Consider the following 19,821-nt stretch of genomic DNA (forward strand, 5'->3'; position numbering starts at 1 on the left):
CTGTGCCCCCCTAGTACCCCGGGTTCTGGACCATGGAAGGTGCCTTCTCGATTTCTTCCCGGGGAATGGGCAGGAAGTACTCCCGCGGGTGGAAGGGACGGGTAACCACGGTATAGACTTCGTGGGAGAGGGTGCCGTCCGCTTTCTTGGTCCACCGCAGGCCCTGGATATCGAAACCGAGGCGGTCAGCTTCCATCCAGCGGCGCTCATCAAAGAAATTGTGCATCTCGAAGGCCAGTTCCACGCGGCGTTCCCGCTTGATGGCCTCGAGCAGGGCCGGACCGCTAGCCGTGATTTCCGGCACGAGGGCCCGGGCGGCAACGCGGTTGAGGTAGCGGCGGGCTTCGTCTTCGTTACCGAGATGGTACTGGGCTTCTGCGTAGTTGAGGTAGATCTCCGCCAGGCGGTAGAGAATGAAGGGGCGGCCGCCGGAAATGCCCCCGTTTACCTCTACGCTTTCGTCCTGGAATTTTCTGATGTTGTATCCCGTTTTGGACGAGTGGGCGGTATTGCCCAGGCCTTCCGGGGAATCCAGTCCATGGGGGTATGTTTCGGGGCTTTCGGAGAGGAAATACTCCACGTTGCGGCCCCGGAACTCTGCTCCGTTAAACAGCAGGTTGGCGTAGTACCGCATTTCCCGGTTCTCGTGCGGATGGCTGGGGTCGTAGCCTCCTTCGCCAGTGGTCCTACCGTCTGCCATACGGTATTCCTGGGCGTAGTTATGGGTTGGTGAAGACAGGGCCCATCCGTCGTAGCCGTTGGGCGACTGGGTCTTGTCCCACAGAGAGTTGGGGTCGGTACCGAAGTCAAAGAACTCGGGACCGTAGGGGCGGGCGAAGATGATGTCGGCGTTCGGGCGCAGGAAATGATTCTGGTAGGCCCGGGCGTCCGGGGTGGCGATCAGCTCCCGATCGCCCATGAGGTCGATGACGGCCTTTGCGGCATCGGCGGCGTCCTGCCACTTCGTAGGCTTGGTGTAATCGATCATCCATCCGCTCGGCTCGTTGGCCGGATCATGGAGGGGGCTGGCGGCGTAGAGAAGGGTACGGGATTTGACCGCCAGGGCGGCTACGCTGGTGGCCCGGCCGAATTCCGCATCGGGCCGGCTTTCGGGCAGGACGGCGGCGGCCTCGTCCAGTTCCCGGACGATAAAGTCGACGCATTCCTCGTAGCTGTTTCGCGCCAGGTTGAAATCGTCGTTCAGGCCCAGGGCCCGTTCCATGATGGGTACACCACCGTAGAATTTGATCAGTTTGGCGTAGAGGTTGGCCCGCAGGAACTTCATTTCGGCCTTCAGCACGTTCACGCGGTCGGGAGCAATGGCCATGGCCTCGCTATCGTCGACCCGGTCGAGGAACTCATTGATCATGCGGACATAGTCCCAGTACGTTTCCCATTTTCCGTTCAGAATACCCACATTGTTCGGGTTCCACCCGGCGCGGTAACGGAAGAGGTCGAGGTCACGGAAATTGAACTTCGCTTCGAAGGAGCCAGCCTCCAGGTTGAAACGGCGGCCCCACCACTCGCTTTTATTCACCCCCCAGCTTTCCGTACTGTTGTAGGCGGTGAACACCAGCCGTTCCAGTTGCTCCGGGTCGCTGTACACCAGGTCTTCGGCAAAGGCATCCCGGGCTACGGTATTGAGTACATCGTCCTGGCAGCTTGTAAGGCAAGCCAGCAACAAGACGATCAAGAGGTATTTAGATTGCATGATGAGGGTAGCTTTGATAAGGAATGATTGACTGAAGGTCGCCGGATCAGAAATTCAGGTTCAGGCCCAGGGAGTAGGACTTCAGCGAGGGATAGGTTGACTGGCGGAAGTTGTTGTAGCCCGCGGCTTCGGGATCCAGTCCGAGGTCGTAGACTTCCGAGAACATGGTCAGCAGGTTCAGCCCGCGGGCGGAGATGCGCAGGTTGCCCAGCTTGATTTTTTCCTTCGGGAAAGTGTAGCCGAGTTCGACCTCCTTAAGCCGCAGGAAGGAAGCATCCTTCAACCACAGGTCCGCCCCCTGGAAGTTGTCGGGATTGCTGCGGTTACCGCTGTAGGGATCGTCCTGGGCAAAGGCCCGGGGAAATGGTGCGTTGGGATTCTCGGGGGTCCAGCGATCGGTGAAAAGGTAGGCGGGACGGGAGCCGGACTGGTCGAAGAAAACCAAAATCTGCGCCTTGGCCTGCCCCTGGAAGAGGAAGTTAAAGTCGAGCCCCTTGTACTGCAGTCCGCCGTTGACGCCGTACTGGATTTCCGGGACGTTAGAAGCGTAAAGGCGAATCCGGTCGGCATCGCTGATGGTTCCATCGCCGTTCGTATCTACGTAAATCGGCTCACCGGGCACCGTGCCCTCCAGTTTGACCTCCGTGGCCGCAACCTGGGCATCGTCGCGGAAGATGCCCCGGGTGGGGTAAACGATATAGGAATCCATCGGAAACCCTTCGCGGCGCAATTGATCGGGGACGTCGGCAGCCTCGTCGAGGAAGACCACCTTGTTGCGGGCCAGGGTCAGGTTGGAGCCCAGCTGGAAGTCTACGGCACCTACCCGGTCCTTCCACCCCAGCTGAAACTCCCAGCCGAAGTTGTCGACTTTGCCCAGGTTCTCCTGGGGCAGCGTCAGGCCGGCCACGTCGGGGATGGAGGCATTCCGGGTAATGAGGATGTCCTCCCGCTTTTGGTAGAAATAGTTGACGTCGCCGGTAAACTTGTAATCGAAAAGGGCGAAGTTCAGGCCGACATTCCGCATCTCGGCAGTTTCCCAGGTGATGTCCGGATTGGGAACATTGGCACTTGTATATCCATTGTACCGCACGCCTTCGGTGCCGAAGAAGTAGTAGTTAGGCCGTGCGGTATTGGTGGGACCGCCGTAATCGTACCGCGTGAGGAACTGGAAGGGAGGAATTTGGTCGTTGCCGAGCAGGGCCCACGAGCCCCGCAACTTCAGCGCGTCCAGCCAGCCACTGGTCGCAGCCAGGAAACCCTCACGGTTCAGGGCCCAGGCGGCGGCCACCCCGGGGAAGGTACCAAAGCGTTTGCCCGGCCCGAAGTTGCTCGACCCGTCGTGGCGCAGGGTCAGGTCGATGAAGTACTTTTTGTCGAAATCGTAGGAAAGCGACCCAAAGTAGTTCAGGCGGGCCCACTCCCGGGAACCCCCGGTAGAGATCTGCCCTTCGTCGCTGCCGGCAAACAGTTCCGGGTGGTTATCGCTTGGAAATCCCCGCCGTTCGGCCCGGAAGCTCCGCTCCTCGGAAGTGAACTGCTCCATCCCAATGAACCCACCTACGCTGTGGCTGCCAAAGGACCGGTTGTACCGCAGGGTGGAGTTCAGCATGACCTCATCAAACTGCCAGGAGGTTTCGCTGAGGCTGCGCTCCGCCCCCTGCTGGGAAAAGCCCGGCTGGGAGATATACTCGTTGGTGCCTTCCTGGAAGGTGAAGACCTCCCAGGGGGTGTACCAAGCCTTGGTGTTGGTCACCCAACGGCGGATGCCGGCGAAGCCCTGTACGCTGAGCCCCTCGGTCAGGCCGTCCAGGTCGATATCATAGCTCAACCGCGACCGCAGGTTGCTGCTGACCCGGTCCACGAAGCCCGACGCACTGCTCGACATAATGGCCGGGTTGGCCCCGTTTTCGCCCCCCCAGCCGATCAGGCCATTGGGATAGATGCCCACCTCCGTCGGCTCGTTCACGTAGATGTGCTTGTAGATGAAAGCATCATCTACCCCCGGCTCGGTGCGGTTGCCGAACTGGCCGGATACATCCACCCCGAGGTTAACCTTGGGGTGGACGGTGATGTCGACGTTGCTCCTGAGCTGGTACTGCTCGAAGCCCAGGTCGCGTGACTCGTAAAGGCCGGTTTGCTTCAGCTGGTCTCCGCTGACGAAATACTTTACGTTCTCCGAGCCACCGGAGAGGCTGACGGAATTGCGGTATTCCGGAGCGTAGTCGGCAAACGTTAGGTCTGCCCAGTCGGTACTGGGAAACCGCACCGGATCACTGCCGGAGGTGTAGCCGCGGATCTGGTCTTCGGTGAAGGGGGCCACCGTTCCGTTCCGCGCCGCGACCTCATTCTGGTAGATGGCGTACTGCCCCGAAGTCATCAGGTCGGGAGCGTTGGAAAAGGTGGACAAGCTCACGTTGCTGCTTACGTTGATGCGTGGGGCCCCGGTTACACCGCGTTTGGTGGTAACGAGAATAACGCCGTTCGCGGCTCGGGCGCCGTAGATGGCCGCGGCGCCGTCCTTCAGCACGGAAATCGACTCGATGTCCTGGGGAGACAGATGGGAAAAGGAGGCCGCCGGGATGTTGTCAATCAGAATCAGCGGGGAGTTGTTGTTGAGGGTCGACTTGCCCCGGATGAGGATGCTTACGTCATTCGTGGACCCCGGATAGCCACCGCGGTCAGAAACGATGAGGCCGGGGATGCGCCCGGAGAGCGACTTGGCCAGGTCCCGGTTGGGGGTTCTTTCCAGCACCTCCCCGTCCAGGGAAGCAACCGATCCGGTCAGTTCGCCTTTCTTCCGGGTGGTGTACCCTACTACCACGACCTCCTCCAGTACCTGATCGTCGGACGACAATTCAAGGTCGATCAGGGAACGCCCGTTGATCGGCACTTCCCTGGTTTTATACCCCGTATAGGAGAAGATCAGGGTATCCCGGCCATCGGGAACGGTGATGGAGTAGCTGCCGTCTAAGTCGGTCACCGTACCAACCAGCCCCGCGCCCTCGGTCCCCTTTACGATTACGTTCACCCCGATGAGTGGACCGCTGGCATCGGTTACCGTGCCGGTAATGGTTCGGTCGATCCCCGCACCGGTCGCGAAAAGCCCGGGACTGATACTGATAAGCAGGAAAAGTAGGATGAGGCGGAAGGTAGCCGCTGTACCGCGGCCGCCATTACTCGGTTGTTGCTGGTGGTGTTGCATGGTCTAGATCGACATTAAAGTGCAGAAAGATGTGTGTCCACGCTACCCAATCACTGAAAGCACAGCCTCCCGTTAATTATGGATTAGCGACCCCCTATTTCCAGGAGCACTAGCAAAGAAAATACCTCACCCTACCCAAAACTGACCACATTTTAACCAGCCCGAACCCAAATTTATCCCATTTCGGTCCTTGGCTGATTATCCCACTAGGGTGTAGGCCGATTTGGCTCGGACGGATGAGAAATGGGCTTCCAGCCCCCGGAAATCACCCGCAGCGATCAGCGCCTTATCCAGTAGGGAACTGCCCATGCCCACCCCTACGGCACCGGCGGCAAGGAAGGATTGGATGTTGCCCAGATCGACCCCGCCGGTTGGCAGCAGCTTCACTTCGTTCAGGGGGCCCAGCACGTCTTTCAGGTACTGCACTCCGAGCTGCCCGGCCGGAAAGACCTTAACGGCGGGGGCCCCCAGCGTCCACGCCCGGTAAATTTCCGTCGGGGTGTACGCCCCGGGAAACACCGGAACGCCGGCGGCCACGCAGCGGCTAATGACGGCTTCGGCCAGGACGGGCGTTACGATGAACATGGCACCCGCGTCCAGCGCCCGGTCGAGGTCGGCTTCCGTACATACCGTTCCCGCCCCTACATTCAGGGTGGGCTGCTGCTCCCGCAGGCGGGCAATCGAGGCGGTGGGGTCGGGGGAGTTTATGGTGATTTCCAGGGTGGTCAAGCCCGCCGCGGCGTAGGCCTCACCGATTCGCAAGACGGTATCCGTGGCGTAACCGCGGGCAATCCCGACCACCGGGGCGGCGTGGAAGCGTTTCCAGAAGATGGTATTATCCGTTGACATAGGCGGCAAGCATGGTTCGCTGTCCCGCCAACAGTGCGGCGTCGAGCGCGGGTTCCGAAAAACAGTGAATACAAGCCAGCCCGACAATCTCCTCCAGGGCCAGCCGGTACAGGGTCAGGAAGGGTTCGCCAGCAGCCAGGAAAACCTGGCTACCCGGGCGGTGCAGCGAGCGGAGTTCGTCCCCGATCAGGAGCCCACTCAGGAAAAAGAAGTTGTCGGTCGGGTCGGAGTGGGACAGGAGCTGACGGGCCCGTACGGTGAACAGCCGGGCGGTGAGGCCCTGGTCGACGGCCGCCCGCACCCCCTCCTGGAAAGCCTCCGCCCGGAAGGCCCCGCCGGGAGGCTTGCAGATGGCTTGCCGCAGCAGACTGTGTTCGGTAAGGAGGGCAAAAAGTTCCCCCGTCAAATAGGTGGTAAAGGCGGTAAAGGCACCGGTTTCGTATTGAAGGTGCTTGGAGTGGGTACCAGGAAGTAGCAATACCCCCCGGTCGTACCCCGCCAAGCCCCCAGCCAGGCCGAGGGCCTGGGTTTCCTCCCCCCGCATGACGTCCAGTGCATCTCGCACGCCGGAAATCAGGACGGCCGGCCGGTTATCCGGCAGGGTGAGGGCTTCCCACTCCAGGTCGGGGTGGTCCAGGGTAAGGGGGAGGGTTGCGTAGGGCAATTCCCGAAGTCCGATATTCGACGACGCCATGCCGCTGATCACCACGGGGTGTTCTGCAGCACCGGGGAGTGCCCTGATGCGCTCAGCCAGGTAGGTAGCCAGGTAGCGTTCGCGCTCCGCCGAGCTGCTATCGGGGCGGGCCAGGAAGAGGGCTTTCACCCCCTCCCCCACCGTCTGTTCGGCCAGGATTTCCAAATTATCGGTGGTCACCAGGCGGAGGCGAAAATTGGTGGTGCCCCAGTCGCAACTGATGAAGTGGGTAGGCAGTTTCATGCCGGACTCAGGGCGGTGGATACGCGCTTTTTAACGAGGTAATCGTCCAGGGCGTAGGTGGAGCAGTCTACTCCGATACCGCTGTTCTTGACCCCTCCGTGTGGCAGGTAGATGGCGTATTTGACGCCGTTGAGCTGGACTTCACCGAATTCAAGTCCCTCGGAAAAAAGATCCAGGTCCTCCTGGCGGTTGGAGAAGACGTAGGAGGCCAGCCCGGCCTCGGTGTCGTTGGCCAGCGCGAGCACCTCTCTCGGGTCGGAGAAGGCGGTGACCAGGGCCACCGGTCCGAAGATTTCCCGCTGGAGTACGGGGGCCCGCGGGTCGTCCAGCTTCACCAGGGTGGGCGGGTAGTAAAACCCGGGCCCGTCTGGCAGTTCGCCGCCGCTGACCAGCTCCCCTCCCTGGGCGAGGGCCTCCCGCACGATGCCGTCTACCTTTTCCACCGCAGCGCGGTTGACCAGGGGGCCCATGTCGGGGTCCTCCTCCGGGCCAAAGCCCAGTTTGGTATCGGCGAAGGCGGCGGTCATCCCTTCGATGAAGGAATCCAGGTGGCTTTCGTGAATGAAGAAGCGGTTGGGGGCCACGCAAATCTGGCCGGCGTTGCCCACCTTCAGGGCCACCCCCAGCCCGACGGCGGCGTCCAGGTTGGCGTCCTCACAAACGATGAAGGGGGCGTTGCCTCCACACTCCATGCTGTAGCGCTTCAGGGAAGTGGCGCTGCTCTGGCGGATAAGGTGCTGGGCGGTCTGGGTGGAGCCGATCATGGTGATGAGGCGAGGCACCGTGCTTTCGCAGAGGGGCACACCGACCTCCGCCACGTCGCCGCAGATGATGTTGATCACCCCCGCCGGGAAACCGATCTCGTCGCAGATTTCCCCCAGGATATAGGCCGACAGCGGTGAAAGCTCCGAGGGCTTGAGGATGATGGAGCAGCCGGCCGCCAGGGCGGGGCCGAGCTTAAAGCCCAGGTTGAGGAGGGGGAAGTTGTAGGCCAGGAAAGCCACGACCACGCCCAACGGCTGCTCGATGATGCGGTGGTGGTGGGTGCCCTCCCGGTCGGGGATCTCCACCGGCTGCCGCTTTTCCATCTCCGTGGCGTAGAAGCGCAGGGAATCGGTGATGCTGTCCAGGTCTTCCGCGGTGCCGGCCCACACCTTGCCCATCTCGTGCATGATGCTCTGCCGCAGCAGGTCGCGTTTGTCGTCGATGGCGCGGCGCAGGCGGTCCATCCACTGCTGCCGTTCGCCCAGGGGCAGGGCGGACCAGTAGCGGAAGCCGCGTTCGGCAGCCGCGAGGGCCCGGCGGGTGTCGGCGGCCCCGGCCCAGGCGATGGTGGCTACGGTGGATTCGTCCGCGGGGCAGATGACGGGCCGGGTAGCGCCGGCGGCGGCTTCCACGAGCTGGCCGTCGATGTAAAGTCTTTTGTGTCCGAATTGCATAGTCAGGGTTGCGGGTTGCGGTCAGACCGAAATACCGGTTTTTTTGGGTTGCGCGTAGTGGTTGAGGATGTCTTCGTCGACCTCGATGCCCAGCCCCGGGCCCTCGGGCACGGCGATGAAGCCATTGCACATGCTGATGGCCGGCAGGGTGAGCCGCTCGCGGATGCCGTTGCTCGTGCGGTCGTACTCAATGTAGCAATCCGGGGGGAACAGCCGGCCCGGCGTGGGCTCCAGGTTGGCGATGAAGTGGAGGGCGGTATGGAAGGCAATGCCCGTGCCCCAGGTGTGGGGTACGATCTCCACCCCGTAGGTGGCGGCCAGGGCCGCCACTCGCTTGGCCTCGGTGAGCCCGCCGGCCGAACAGATGTCGATCTGCAGGATGTCCACGCATTCGTTCTTCAACAGCTGGTGGTGGCCGAAGCGGAGGTATTCGCATTCTCCCCCGGAGATGGGGATGGAGGTCTTGCACCGCAGGTCGCGGTAGTGGTTGTACTGCTCGGGGCTGACCGGCTCCTCGAACCAGCCGATGTCGAAGCGTTCGATCTTCTGGCAAAGTTCGGCGGCCTCCCGCAAGGAGTAGGCGTGGTTGGCGTCGACCATCAGCCGGGTATCGGGACCGATGGCCTGGCGGACGGCCCGGACGTTCTCCATGTCTTGCCGCAGCGACAGCCCCACCTTCATCTTAATGGCCTGGAAACCCTGTTCGACGTAGCCGACGGCCTCCCGGGCCAGCCGCCCGGCGAGGTTGTCGCCGTCGGAGAAGTATAACCCGGTGGCGTAGGGTTTGATCCGGCGGCGGTGGCGGCCGCCCAGCAGGGCGCTCACCGGTTGGTTGAGCAGCTTGCCCTTGATGTCCCACAGGGCAATGTCGAGGGCGCTGATGCTGGCCACCAGCACGCCGCGGCGGGCGTAGTCGAGGGTCTTGCGGTACATCTCGAACCAGAGGGTTTCCTGCTCAATGGGGTTGCGGCCGATGAGCAACGGCTTGAGCAGGTTGATGCCCGCGGCCAGCACGTCGGCCGGGCCGTAGCCCTCCCCCCACCCCACCGTGCCGCAGTCGGTCGTCACCTTGACCACGCAAATCCTCCGCTCGGAATAGGCCCACTGGGAAAAGTAAAAGGTCTCCTCCAACCGATCGGACAACAGGAAGGTCTCGATACTGGCAATCTTCACGCTCATAATGTTATAGGTGGCTTTTCGACTCAAGTGTTGACGGCAACCGGCCCGGCGGGCGGTTACGGCTATTCCCCGGATCCCGCGCCCCGCCGGCGCGAAATGTTACTGGAATAACTTGCGGACAAATCTACCGGGGGAGGCCCGGCGGGGGTAAACCGATATTACCGGCCACCGGCACTATTTTACCTTACCAGCTACGGGGGCCCGCGCCGGTCCCCGGGGCCAGGCCGTTAAAATACGGTCATCGAAGGGCAAGAGCAGCCCAGTTTTCGCCCGCTGCGGTGCGGAGCTTTGTGCAGCAAGCCTTACCGGGGCAGGTCGGCCGCCGCCGCCCTGCCCGCAAAGTCGATACCCCCCATGCGCAGCCTGATCCTTCCCCTCCTGCTCTCCCTCTGCACCCTGCCCGCCGCCGCCCAGGAAGGCGGCATCCTCAACCTGAGCCAGAGCACCCACGTTACCTTCCGCAACGTCGACATCGGCGACTGCCAGTGGACCGACGGCTTTTGGGCCGACAAGGTGGCCGTGGCCGAACACACCATGATTCCCCACATGGGTACCCTGCTGAAGGGCGACGTTGGCCACGCCCTGAACAACTTCAAGATCGCGGCCGGGCTGATGGAAGGGGAAGCCGGGGGAACGTGGTGGCACGATGGAGACTTTTACAAGTGGATGGAAGCGGTGGTCTACCTCTACGCCCTCAACCACGATGAACGCCTGCTGGAGGAACTGGACGGGATCATCGACATCATCGCCCGCGCCCAACAGCCCGACGGCTACCTCTCCACCCACACCCAGATCAAGGACACCCCCCGCTATTCCCTGATCAACCACCACGAAATGTACAACAGTGGCCACCTGCTGACGGCCGCAAGCATCCACCACCGGGTAACGGGGCAGACCAACTTCCTGGACATCGCCACCCGCCACGCGGACTTCCTCTACGGCAAGTTCCAGCCCACGCCCGACAGCCTCAAGTCCTTCGGCTTCAACCCCTCCCAGATCATGGGACTGGTGGAACTCTACCGCACCGTCCACGACCGCCGCTACCTGGAACTGGCGCAGACCTTCGTCGACAACCGGGGCTACCAGGTGGAGGGCCGGGAGGAAGTGATGCCAGACGACCCTACCGTACCCGTCTTCTTCCGCGGCGACCAGCACCAGAACCGCACCCCCCTGCGCGACGAGACCGAAGCCGTGGGCCACGCCGTCCTGGGCATGTACCTCTGGTCGGGGGCCGCCGACGTCTACGCAGAAACCGGCGAGCAGGCCATCCTCGACGCCCTGGAGCGCATCTGGGACAGTGCCACCAACCGCAAGATGTACGTCACCGGGGCCCTGGGGCAGACCCACTACGGGGCGTCAATGAAGTTCGACCTGGTCCACGAGGGTTTCATCGAGGACTACATGATGCCGAATGCCACGGCCTACAACGAGACCTGCGCCAACATCTCCAACGCCATGTTCAACTGGCGGATGCTGGGGTTGAAGGGGGAAGCCAAGTACGCCGACGTGATCGAGCGCGTCCTCTACAACAGCGCCCTCTCCGGCATCAGCCTGGAGGGAAAGGACTACTTCTACGCCAACCCCCTGCGCATGAACAAGGGGGTGCGCGACTACTCCGGTACGGAGTCCGCCTGCCGTGAGCCCTACATCGATTGCTTCTGCTGCCCGCCCAACCTGGTGCGCACCATCGCCAAGTCGTCGGGCTGGGCCTACAGCCTCAGCGACAACGGCCTGGCCGTGAACCTCTACGGCGGCAACCGCCTGGACACCGAACTTACCGACGGGTCTGCGATCCGCCTGACCCAGGAAACCAATTATCCCTGGGACAGCCACGTGCGGCTGACGGTCCACGAAAGCAAGGCCGACCCCTTCGCCCTGCTGCTGCGCATCCCGGGATGGGCCGAGGGGGCCACGATCCGGGTGAACGGACAGCCCCTCGACCAGCCGGCTACCCCCGGCAGCTACGCTACCGTAGAGCGGGCCTGGAAAGCGGGCGACGTCGTGGAGCTGGAGCTTCCCATGGAGGTCAGCCTGGTGGAGGGCCACCCCCTGATCGAGGAGGTGCGCAACCAGGTGGCGGTCACCCGCGGCCCGGTAGTCTACTGCATGGAATCGCCCGACCTGCCGGAGGACGTGCAGATCCTGGACGTTTACCTGCCTGGCAACCAGCCCTTCGCGGCCGTCCACGAGCCCGACTTCCTCGGCGGGGTCACCACCATCCGCGCCAACGTACTGCTGCGGAACGACGAGGAAGAGGGCATGTACCGCAAGGTCAGCAAGCCCGCCTTCACCACCTACCCCACCCGCTTCATACCCTACTTTGCCTGGAGCAACCGCGGCACCGCGGAGATGACCGTCTTCCTGCCCGTTCTCTGGGACGCCTCCCGGTAACCCCACTCCTTTGATGAAATGACTTACAAGCGCCTTCGATCCATGCGACTCTTACCCCTGTTCCTGTTTGCCCTGCTGTTCGGCTGCCAATCTGAAACGGCGACCACCGGGTCCGACGCCGCCGCCGACGCCCGCCCCAACTTCCTGTTCATCGCCGTTGATGACCTGCGCCCGGAACTCGGGGCCTACGGTTCGGAGATCGCCGTGACGCCTAATCTGGACGCCCTGGCCGGCCGCGGCCTGCTCTTCAACCGTGCCTACTGCCAACAGGCGATCTGCGGTCCCTCCCGGGCCAGCCTGATGACCGGCACCCGGCCGGAAACCAATGGGGTGACCGAGAACTACGCCTACTTCCGCGAGACCTCCCCGGACATCCTCACCCTGCCGCAGTACCTGCGGCAGCACGGCTACGAGACCGTCTACAGCGGTAAGATTTTCCACGGCCGCTTCACCGATGAGGAGCTGTCGTGGAGCCGCAAGCCCACCAAACCGGAAGTGCCGGCCCCCAACAACCCCGGGGGCTACGCCCTGAAGGAAAACCAGGAGCTGTACGAGCGCAACCAAGCCGAGATGCGGGAGAAGTACGGCAGCAACACCTACGGCCTCGGACTGGGCCCGGCCTACGAGATGGCCGACGTACCCGACCAGGCCTACCCCGACGGCTACCACACCGATCAGGCCATCGCCACCCTCGGGGACCTGGTGGGGGAAGGACAGAAGCCCTTCTTCCTCGGACTGGGGTTCCACCACCCCCACCTGAACTGGACCACCCCCAAGAAGTACTGGGACCTCTACGACAGGGAAGACATCCGCGCCGCCGCAGTAGCCGACGCCCCGGAGGGAGGGGCCGCAATGGGGCTCCACGCCTCCTTTGAGCTGCGCGTCCGCGACGGCATCCCCGATTCCGGTCCCATCGACGAGGAACTGGCCATCACCCTCAAGCACGCCTACCTGGCCAGCGTGAGCTACGTCGATGCCCAGATCGGACGGATGATGGAAGCCCTGGAGGCCTCCGGTGAACTAAACAACACCGTAGTGGTGGTCTGGGGCGACCACGGCTGGCACCTCGGCGACCTCGGCATCTGGGGCAAGGCCACGAACTACGAGATCGCCACCCGCGTCCCCCTGATGATCCACACCCCTACCATGCCGGAAGCCTCCCGCGGCGCGAAGACCGACGCCCTGGTGGAGCTGGTGGACCTCTTCCCCACCCTGGTGGAGCTGGCCGGACTGGAGCAGCCCGAACAACTGGAGGGACAAAGCTTCGTGCCCCTGCTGGCCGACCCAAACCGGGAATGGAAGCCGGCGGCCTTCAGCCAGTACCCCAACCCCGCCCTGCGGGAGTGGGCCGCCAACCCCCTCTCCGAGGGCATGCGGGAGACTTACTTCGGCCCCCTCATCGAGGAAGTCGAAGACCGCATCATCGAGCAGCAGGGCGAGAAGTGGGACCGTGACCTCTTCGAAAACCACCTGATGGGCTACACCATACGCACCGACCGCTACCGCCTGGTGGCCTGGAAAGACCGCCGACAGCCGGACGCCGAGCCCCTCTACGTCGAACTCTACGACCACCAGGAGGACCCCGACGAAACCCGCAACGTGGCCGAAGCCCGCCCCGAGCTCACCACTACCCTACTCCGGCAGCTCGACCGCGGATGGCAGGGCAACATGGCCCCCGATAACCCCTCCCCCCGGACAAAATGAAACCCACGGACAGGTTGCACGACTCAGCCCGCCAGCTCACTGTGAGCATGCCCTAGCCGCAAACGGAACAGTCGACCCGGCTGCGCGGGCACCATCCCTGCTCGGCCATCCCCGAGTGCATTAAGGAGAAAACTGCCGCTGCTGCAGGGCTGCCCGGGATTCAGGCCAGACCCAGAAAGTAAAGGACCCCCACCCCGATCAAACCCGACATACCCATGACGAGGGACTGGACGGTGTACGTACGGTAGAGTACTGGGACGGGGACGTCGTGCAAGCGGTTCAGGAGCCAAAAGAAGCTGGAATTGGCGTGGAATACGCAAAAAGCACCACACCCCACGAGTGCTGCCGTAACCTCCACGGAGTAGGGCAGTACCGGCTGCATGGGCCCCACGATTGAGGCAGCCCCGATCAGGGACACTGTAATGGAACCCGTGGCCGTAGTCAGGATGGCCGAAACCATGAACGGCAGGAAAAAGCCGATCCAGGGCAGCAGGGTGAAGGCCTCCGCGAGGGAGTCCTGAATGCCCACCGCCCGGATGAGGTAACCGAATGCGCCCCCGGCGCCGGTGATCATGATGACCAGGGCAGACTTCACGATGGCCTGTTCCACGAGGTTCCCAAGGGAGGGTCCAGGTTGACGGCGGTTCCGGTACTGCCACGCGGCCACCCCCGCCCCGATCAGTACGGCAATCATCGGGGTACTGAGGAAAATCAGCCACTCATCAACCCAATCACCGCCCAGGTCGGGCCGAAAGGAGCCGGCGGCCATCAGTAGGATCGGCACGACGATGGGCAGCAGGTCGAACCAGGCGCCCCTCAGCCGGTCTCCGGGGGGCGCTACCAGTTGTTCCGCGGACTGCTCCGCCTCGATGCGGTCGTCGTGGGCGATCCAGACGTTCCGGCAACCGTAGGTGGCCCATAGTACCCCGCCCGCCAGGCAGCAGAGGCCCACGAAAGCGTTGATCAGGATCATCCGCCCCAGATCGGCCTCCAAGATGGAAGCGACGGCTAGGGGGCCGGGGGTCGGGGGCAGCAGGGTGTGGGATACGGTGAGCCCAGCCGTCAGGGCCAGGCCGATCACCAGCACCGGTCGGCGGCTGCGGGCCGCGATTGCTTCCGTCACGGGCTGGAGTACGATGTATGCCACGTCGACGAACACCGGAATTGACACGATGTAGCCGGTCAGGCCCATAGCCCACGGCAGAAACCGCTCCCCGAACAGCCGCACCACGGCGGTGGATATGCGCAGCGCACCCCCCGTTTCCCGTAGCACCTCCCCGACGAAAGCCCCCAGGATTACCACCACGGCGATCCACTGCAGGGTGTTGCCGAAGCCTTCGGCCAGCAGATCGACGGTCTCCCGCCCGCCAAGACCGGAGCAGACCCCCAGGGCCAGCCCGGCCAGGAGCAGGGTGATGAAGGGGTGCCAGCCCCAGCGGGAAATGCCCACGATGAGGAGCAGCAGTACGACGAAGAGGACGATGAGGGGGTACATAAGCAAGGAAGTTGCGATGCGGAATCCCCCTACCGGGTAGCGAAACGCCGGGAAAGCGTGCTTCCCCGGCGTTTTGAAATTCCGATCATGTTACAAGCAATTCTTAGCGGGCGATGACGAGCTTGCGGACTACCGACCCCGCGGGGGAATCCACACGGATGAGGTAGACCCCGCTGCCGGCGGAAAAGCGGCCCGTGTCGATAATCAGCCGATCCCCACCCTCCACCGAGGCGACGTAGACCCGCTGACCCGCCAGGGTGGAAATGGTCAGTTCATGGACGCCGGTTCCGGACAGGGCCACCGTTAGCTCATTCTTCCGCAGGGGGTTGGGGTACACCGCTACCTGCAGCGACGGGGCGGCGGTTGCAATGGTAGCGGGTTTTCCGGCGCCAGCCGTAGCTTGCGCATCGACGAATCCCCAATTGAAGATTTCCCAGTCGCCCACCGCGTCGGCGTTGGCCCGCAGGCGGAGGTCGGTGTGCCGGGGGTCCACCGTAGCGTATAGGTCATTGGCCTGGGTGCGGAAGGACACGCGGTAGGGAGCCTGTGGTTCCCAGCTCAGGCGTTCGTCTTGCGTAATCTGGCGGGAATTCGCCTTGAAGATGTTTGCGTCCTGTTTGAAGACCTGGAGGATCTTGTCGTGGGAGGTGGCGCGCAGGGCGATGTATCCCTCCCCGGCGTCCACTACCTTAAAGGTCTCGGCGTCTTCCGGTTGGGCGGCGTTGGCCTCGATCACCTTTGCCTGCTGGCTCAGCCGGAGGTAGTAGCCCGAGTGGGCCTGCAGCCAGATGTGCTGTCCGAGCGGTACGGGGTTCAGTACGGTCACCTCCACCGTGTCGGTGAGGCCCCCGTCGGCGGTGGTAGCCACCACGGCAGTGTATCCGGCCGCTACGGCGTGGACGAGGCCGGCGGTATCCACGGTGGCCACCCCGGGGTCGAGGGAGGCGTAGGTCACGGTTGGGTCGCTGGCATCGGCCGGCGCCACCGTGGTAGTCAGGCGGGTGGTATCCCCGACGGTGAGCTGCAGGGAATCGGGGAACACCCCTACCCCCGTGATGGCCACCCAGGGCGTACCGGCGCTGATTTCGATCTCGTCAAAGTAAACCGTACTGCTGCCGGCGTCGGTATCCGTGGGGCGCACCAGCAGGCGGAGGCGGTCCTTGGGCCCGGAGTTGGCGTCGCGGGTGAAGGGGATGTCCACCGTTACCCACTGCCCCGTGGGCAGCTCCGTAATTTCCAGGGAAGTCAGTTCCTGGAAGGGCTCCTCCAGGATGGGCCGGAAAAGAGTCTGGCTGCTGCCCGCTTCCACCCACACCCGCAGGCGGAGGTTGTGGATGCCGGTGCCGAGCTTCAGGGTACCGAAGGGGGCAAAGGCCACGCCATTGTTGCCCAGGGTGCCAGCGTGGGTGAACTTCAGCGACTTGTTGCCTGCATAGGCCCGCTCGTTGGTCAGGCGGTAGTTCGCTTGGGCGAAGGCGGGGATGAACCAATCCTGGGAAGTACCGTCGCCTAGCTGAATGGGCCCTTCGAAGTCGTAAACGGTCGTCAGGGGAACGTAGGGGGTCACCTCTACCGCGGCCGTGGCCGTAAAACCTCCTTCCTCGGTCGTGGCCGTGATGACTGTGGTACCCGGGCCCACGCCCAGGACCGTACCCGCGGCGTCGACGGTGGCCACCGTCGTGTCGTTTGAGGTCCAGTAAATTTGGGGGCGGGTAGCGTCGGCGGGTTTCACCTCCGCGACCAGGGTGACCGACTGCCCTACTTCGATGCGGGCAGAATCCGGGGCGATGGTCAGGCCGGCGACCGGCCGGTAGACGCTGAAACGGATGTCGTCGATATAGACGGTGCTGCTGTCGGCGTCGGTATCGCCGGGCCGCAGGAGCAGCCGCAGGCGGTCCTTCTCCCCGGAGGGCAGCTCGCGGGTGAAGGGCAGGGTAACGGTGGTCCAGGTGTTGGTGGGCAGTCCGGAAATGTCGATGCCGGGCAGCTCCACCCAGGGGTCTTCCAGGATGGGGCGGATGAGGGTGCGCGTGCTGCCTTCGGCCACCCAGATCCTGGCCGTCATCACCTGACTGCCGGCCTCCAGGTTCAGGGAACCGAAGGGGGCGAAGGCCACCGCATTACTGGTTAGGGCCCCGGAGTGGGTGAACCTGAGGGACCGCTGCCCGGAAAAGGGCTTTTCCGTGGTGATGGCGTAGTAGTCCTGGGCAAAACCCGGGATGAACCAGTCTTCGTAACTGCCGTCCTGCAGTTCCACGGGGCCTTCAAAGTCGTACACCCGGCCAGTATTGGGGTTGGGTTCCTCGCGTTCCCACACCCTGACGTATTCCACCTCGTAGTCGACGGGCAGGTTGGCCGGGTCGGGCTCGCCCCACCAGGGGAAGATCTCCGAATCCACCCAGATGTGCTGCCCCCCGACAAGGGGCCACCGCTTGGAGTCGATGCCGTTCTCCTCCACCCACTGCCGGGAGGTAGAGGCGATGAGCTGTCCGTCGGCGTAGAGGCGGACGGTATCCGAGCCCCACTCGGCGCCGAAGACGTGGAAGCCGTCGGAGAAGCTGAAGGGCAGCTCGTGGGTTTCCGTCCAGACCTTGTTCGGGTTGGGGATGGTCCAATCGTGGATGGTGGACCACATCAGGTTCTGCCGGCGGCCCTTGCCCACGGCCTCGAAGACGTCGAGCTCGGAGAGTACCCCCTTGGCGCCCGTGGTCCAGAAGGCCCCGGTGACGAACTCCACGGGTAGGCGGCACTTGATTTCCATATACCCTTCAAAGAGGGTTTCCTTGGTGCTGATGCCGCCGGTGGTCCAGCGGTATTCATCGGTACCGGGGTTCACCCACTCTCGGTCGGGTTCGTAGCGGGTCTGGATCTTGAGCATCCCGTCCTCCAGCCGCACGTTGTCGGTGGAGTACTGCCAGGGGGCGCGGCCCACGAAGTTGGAGCGGTACTCGCCGTCGCGGCCCTGGATCAGCCACTTGTTCTCGTCGAGGGTGTCGCCCTCGAACTCGTCGCTCAGGGCCTCGTTGAGGGTCCACGCCTTGAGGTTGAGGGGGTCGGTGTGGGGGTAGACCGCGCCGTCCCCGGCTTTGTGGGAGGCGTAGTCGAAGGTGCGCTCGTAGTCTGCGAAGACCGGCTCGGCGGTGTTGCCGGCAAGGTCTTCCCCGTACCAAAGGATGCGGTGGGGGTGGCCGCCGTTGCGGTCGTGGTCAAACCAGCTGGGTTTGACGTCGTAGAAGTCCCGCGACCATTCCGCCCCTTGGCGTTCGAGCTGGAACTTAACGGCTTCGGCCGTGGTACTGCCCACCGCGCCGGTAAGTTCCACCTCGGGGTTTACCTGGCCGTCAAACAGCCGCCAGGGCCCGTTGCCGCCCTTCTTGGTCATCCGGTAGGGGTAGGATACCACGGCGGCATTGTGAAAGCCATCCTGGGGGCGGAGCACGTAGATGGGCTCCCCGGGGCGGGCGTCGCGGCCGGCGATGAGGGCATCGAGGAAGTCCACCCCGTCGAGGCGTTTTCCTGCGGGGATCTCACCACCGGCGGCCTTCACCAGGGTGGGATAAAGGTCCAGGGCGCTCAGGGTGTAGTCGTAGGTGGCGGGGGTGGTGATGCGGGCGGGCCAGTGGACGAAAAAGGGCACCCGGTGACCGCCCTCGTCGACGCTGCCCTTCTGGTCGTCCAGGGGATAATTCACCGCCCCCTTGGTCCAGCGGTAGCCGCCGTTGTCGCTCAGAAAGATGATGAGGGTATTGTCGAGTTCGCCCGTCGCCCGCAGTTTGTCGACCACCCGCCCGATGTTGGCGTCCATATTGGCCACCATGGTGGCGTAGACGATGCGTTCGCGGACCAGTTCCTCGATCATGGCAGCTTGCTCAGCGGCGGGCAACTGGGTCACCGGGGGGCTTTCCCGCAGGTAGGGACTGTTGCGGACCAGCTCCTCGAAGTCGGGGTTGGCAGCCTTGAAGGCGGCGATCTCCTCCTCTGGGGCCTGCAGGGGGGTGTGGGGGGCGTTATAGGCCAGGTAGAGGAAGAAGGGGTCGTCCTCGGACGCCTTGCGGTCGATGAAGTCGATCGCCTGGTCGGTAAGGACGTCGGTGAGGTACTCCTCCAGTCCGAATTCCTTGCGGTCTACGTAGTCGCGGTTTCGCCGCAGGGGGTCCTGGTATTCGTTGGTGGTGTGGTTGTCCTTGGGTTCGTTGTAGCGCGCCGGGTCGTTGTATTCGGGGTCGGTGGGGCGGTACTTGTACCACACCTGGTCGTATGCGCTGCGGAAGTAGCTCTTGCCGCCGCCGAGGAAGCCGAAGAATTCGTCAAACCCCCGATCCTGGGGCTGATATTGCCCCTGAGCAAAGCCCAGGTGCCATTTCCCTACGGCCATGGTGTGGTAGGAGGCCTGGTCGATGAGCCGGGAGAAGTAGGTTTCCGACTCGGGAATGCCCAGGGGGGTGGTGATGTCGTTGGGCAGGTTGTACTGGGCCCCGATGCGGTGGGGGTAGACCCCCGAAAGGATGGCCGCCCGGCTGGGTCCGCAGAAGGGGTGGGCCACGTGGGCGTTGGTGGCCACGATGCCCGCGGCGGCCAGGGCGTCGAGGCGGGGGGTGGGAATGATGCCCAGGTCGGCCGGGTAATCCGCGGCGCGGTTGAATCCCACGTCGCCGTAGCCCAAGTCGTCCGCCATGATGACCAGGATGTTCGGCCGTTCACCACCGCCGCCGGTCTGGGCGCCCGCCGGGGACAGGAAGGACAGCCCCAGCAGCAGCAGAATAAAATACCGTAATGGGTAGAATTGAGGTTGCATAGTGTGTTTTTGCATGATCCTCCAAAACTATCATGGCCCCCGACCGGAGGCTGGTTGATATTTACCGATCGCTTCACGGATTTTAACCTGCTGGCCGGTGACCGTATTTTAATCCCCGA

At 63.4% G+C, this 19,821-nt stretch carries 10 protein-coding genes; 2 read left to right on the forward strand and 8 right to left on the reverse strand.

Features of this window, described 5'->3' with window-relative positions; translation table 11 throughout:
* Nucleotides 1-10 precede the first annotated feature (10 nt).
* The 6 genes from CGL56_RS12835 to CGL56_RS12860 all read right to left on the reverse strand — a co-directional run bounded on the left by CGL56_RS12835 (nucleotide 11) and on the right by CGL56_RS12860 (nucleotide 9,317).
* Complete coding sequence (locus tag CGL56_RS12835) at nucleotides 11-1,711, reverse strand: RagB/SusD family nutrient uptake outer membrane protein (RefSeq protein WP_099106967.1); 1,701 nt, start codon at nucleotides 1,709-1,711, stop codon at nucleotides 11-13.
* A gap of 46 nt (nucleotides 1,712-1,757) precedes the next feature.
* Nucleotides 1,758-4,913: a SusC/RagA family TonB-linked outer membrane protein gene (locus CGL56_RS12840; protein WP_099106968.1), complete on the reverse strand. Its 3,156-nt coding sequence runs from the start codon at nucleotides 4,911-4,913 to the stop codon at nucleotides 1,758-1,760.
* A gap of 198 nt (nucleotides 4,914-5,111) precedes the next feature.
* The gene (locus CGL56_RS12845) at nucleotides 5,112-5,762 is read right to left on the reverse strand and encodes a bifunctional 4-hydroxy-2-oxoglutarate aldolase/2-dehydro-3-deoxy-phosphogluconate aldolase (RefSeq protein WP_099106969.1); all 651 of its coding nucleotides are present in this window, start codon (nucleotides 5,760-5,762) and stop codon (nucleotides 5,112-5,114) included.
* The gene (locus CGL56_RS12850) at nucleotides 5,749-6,699 is read right to left on the reverse strand and encodes a 2-dehydro-3-deoxygalactonokinase (RefSeq protein ID WP_099106970.1); all 951 of its coding nucleotides are present in this window, start codon (nucleotides 6,697-6,699) and stop codon (nucleotides 5,749-5,751) included. Before CGL56_RS12850 ends, CGL56_RS12845 begins: the two co-directional genes overlap by 14 nt.
* Nucleotides 6,696-8,138, reverse strand: coding sequence for an aldehyde dehydrogenase family protein (locus tag CGL56_RS12855; protein ID WP_099106971.1), 1,443 nt, complete (start codon nucleotides 8,136-8,138; stop codon nucleotides 6,696-6,698). Before CGL56_RS12855 ends, CGL56_RS12850 begins: the two co-directional genes overlap by 4 nt.
* 21 nt (nucleotides 8,139-8,159) lie before the next feature.
* On the reverse strand, nucleotides 8,160-9,317 hold the full coding sequence (locus CGL56_RS12860) for a mandelate racemase/muconate lactonizing enzyme family protein (RefSeq protein ID WP_099106972.1): 1,158 nt from the start codon (nucleotides 9,315-9,317) through the stop codon (nucleotides 8,160-8,162).
* 354 nt (nucleotides 9,318-9,671) lie between these two features.
* On the opposite strand from CGL56_RS12860, the gene CGL56_RS12865 reads away from it, so the two are divergent.
* Nucleotides 9,672-11,708: a glycoside hydrolase family 127 protein gene (locus tag CGL56_RS12865; protein ID WP_099106973.1), complete on the forward strand. Its 2,037-nt coding sequence runs from the start codon at nucleotides 9,672-9,674 to the stop codon at nucleotides 11,706-11,708.
* A 42-nt stretch (nucleotides 11,709-11,750) separates the two neighbouring features.
* The gene (locus CGL56_RS12870) at nucleotides 11,751-13,412 is read left to right on the forward strand and encodes a sulfatase (RefSeq protein WP_099106974.1); all 1,662 of its coding nucleotides are present in this window, start codon (nucleotides 11,751-11,753) and stop codon (nucleotides 13,410-13,412) included.
* 160 nt (nucleotides 13,413-13,572) lie between these two features.
* On the opposite strand, the gene CGL56_RS12875 is transcribed toward CGL56_RS12870, so the two are convergent.
* Nucleotides 13,573-14,907, reverse strand: a complete 1,335-nt coding sequence (locus CGL56_RS12875) for a GntP family permease (protein WP_099106975.1) — start codon at nucleotides 14,905-14,907, stop codon at nucleotides 13,573-13,575.
* Between the two features lie 103 nt (nucleotides 14,908-15,010).
* Nucleotides 15,011-19,702: a sulfatase-like hydrolase/transferase gene (locus tag CGL56_RS12880; RefSeq protein ID WP_167641586.1), complete on the reverse strand. Its 4,692-nt coding sequence runs from the start codon at nucleotides 19,700-19,702 to the stop codon at nucleotides 15,011-15,013.
* Nucleotides 19,703-19,821 lie beyond the last annotated feature (119 nt).

Source organism: Neolewinella marina (assembly GCF_002631205.1).
In the GTDB taxonomy this organism is placed as follows: domain Bacteria; phylum Bacteroidota; class Bacteroidia; order Chitinophagales; family Saprospiraceae; genus Neolewinella; species Neolewinella marina.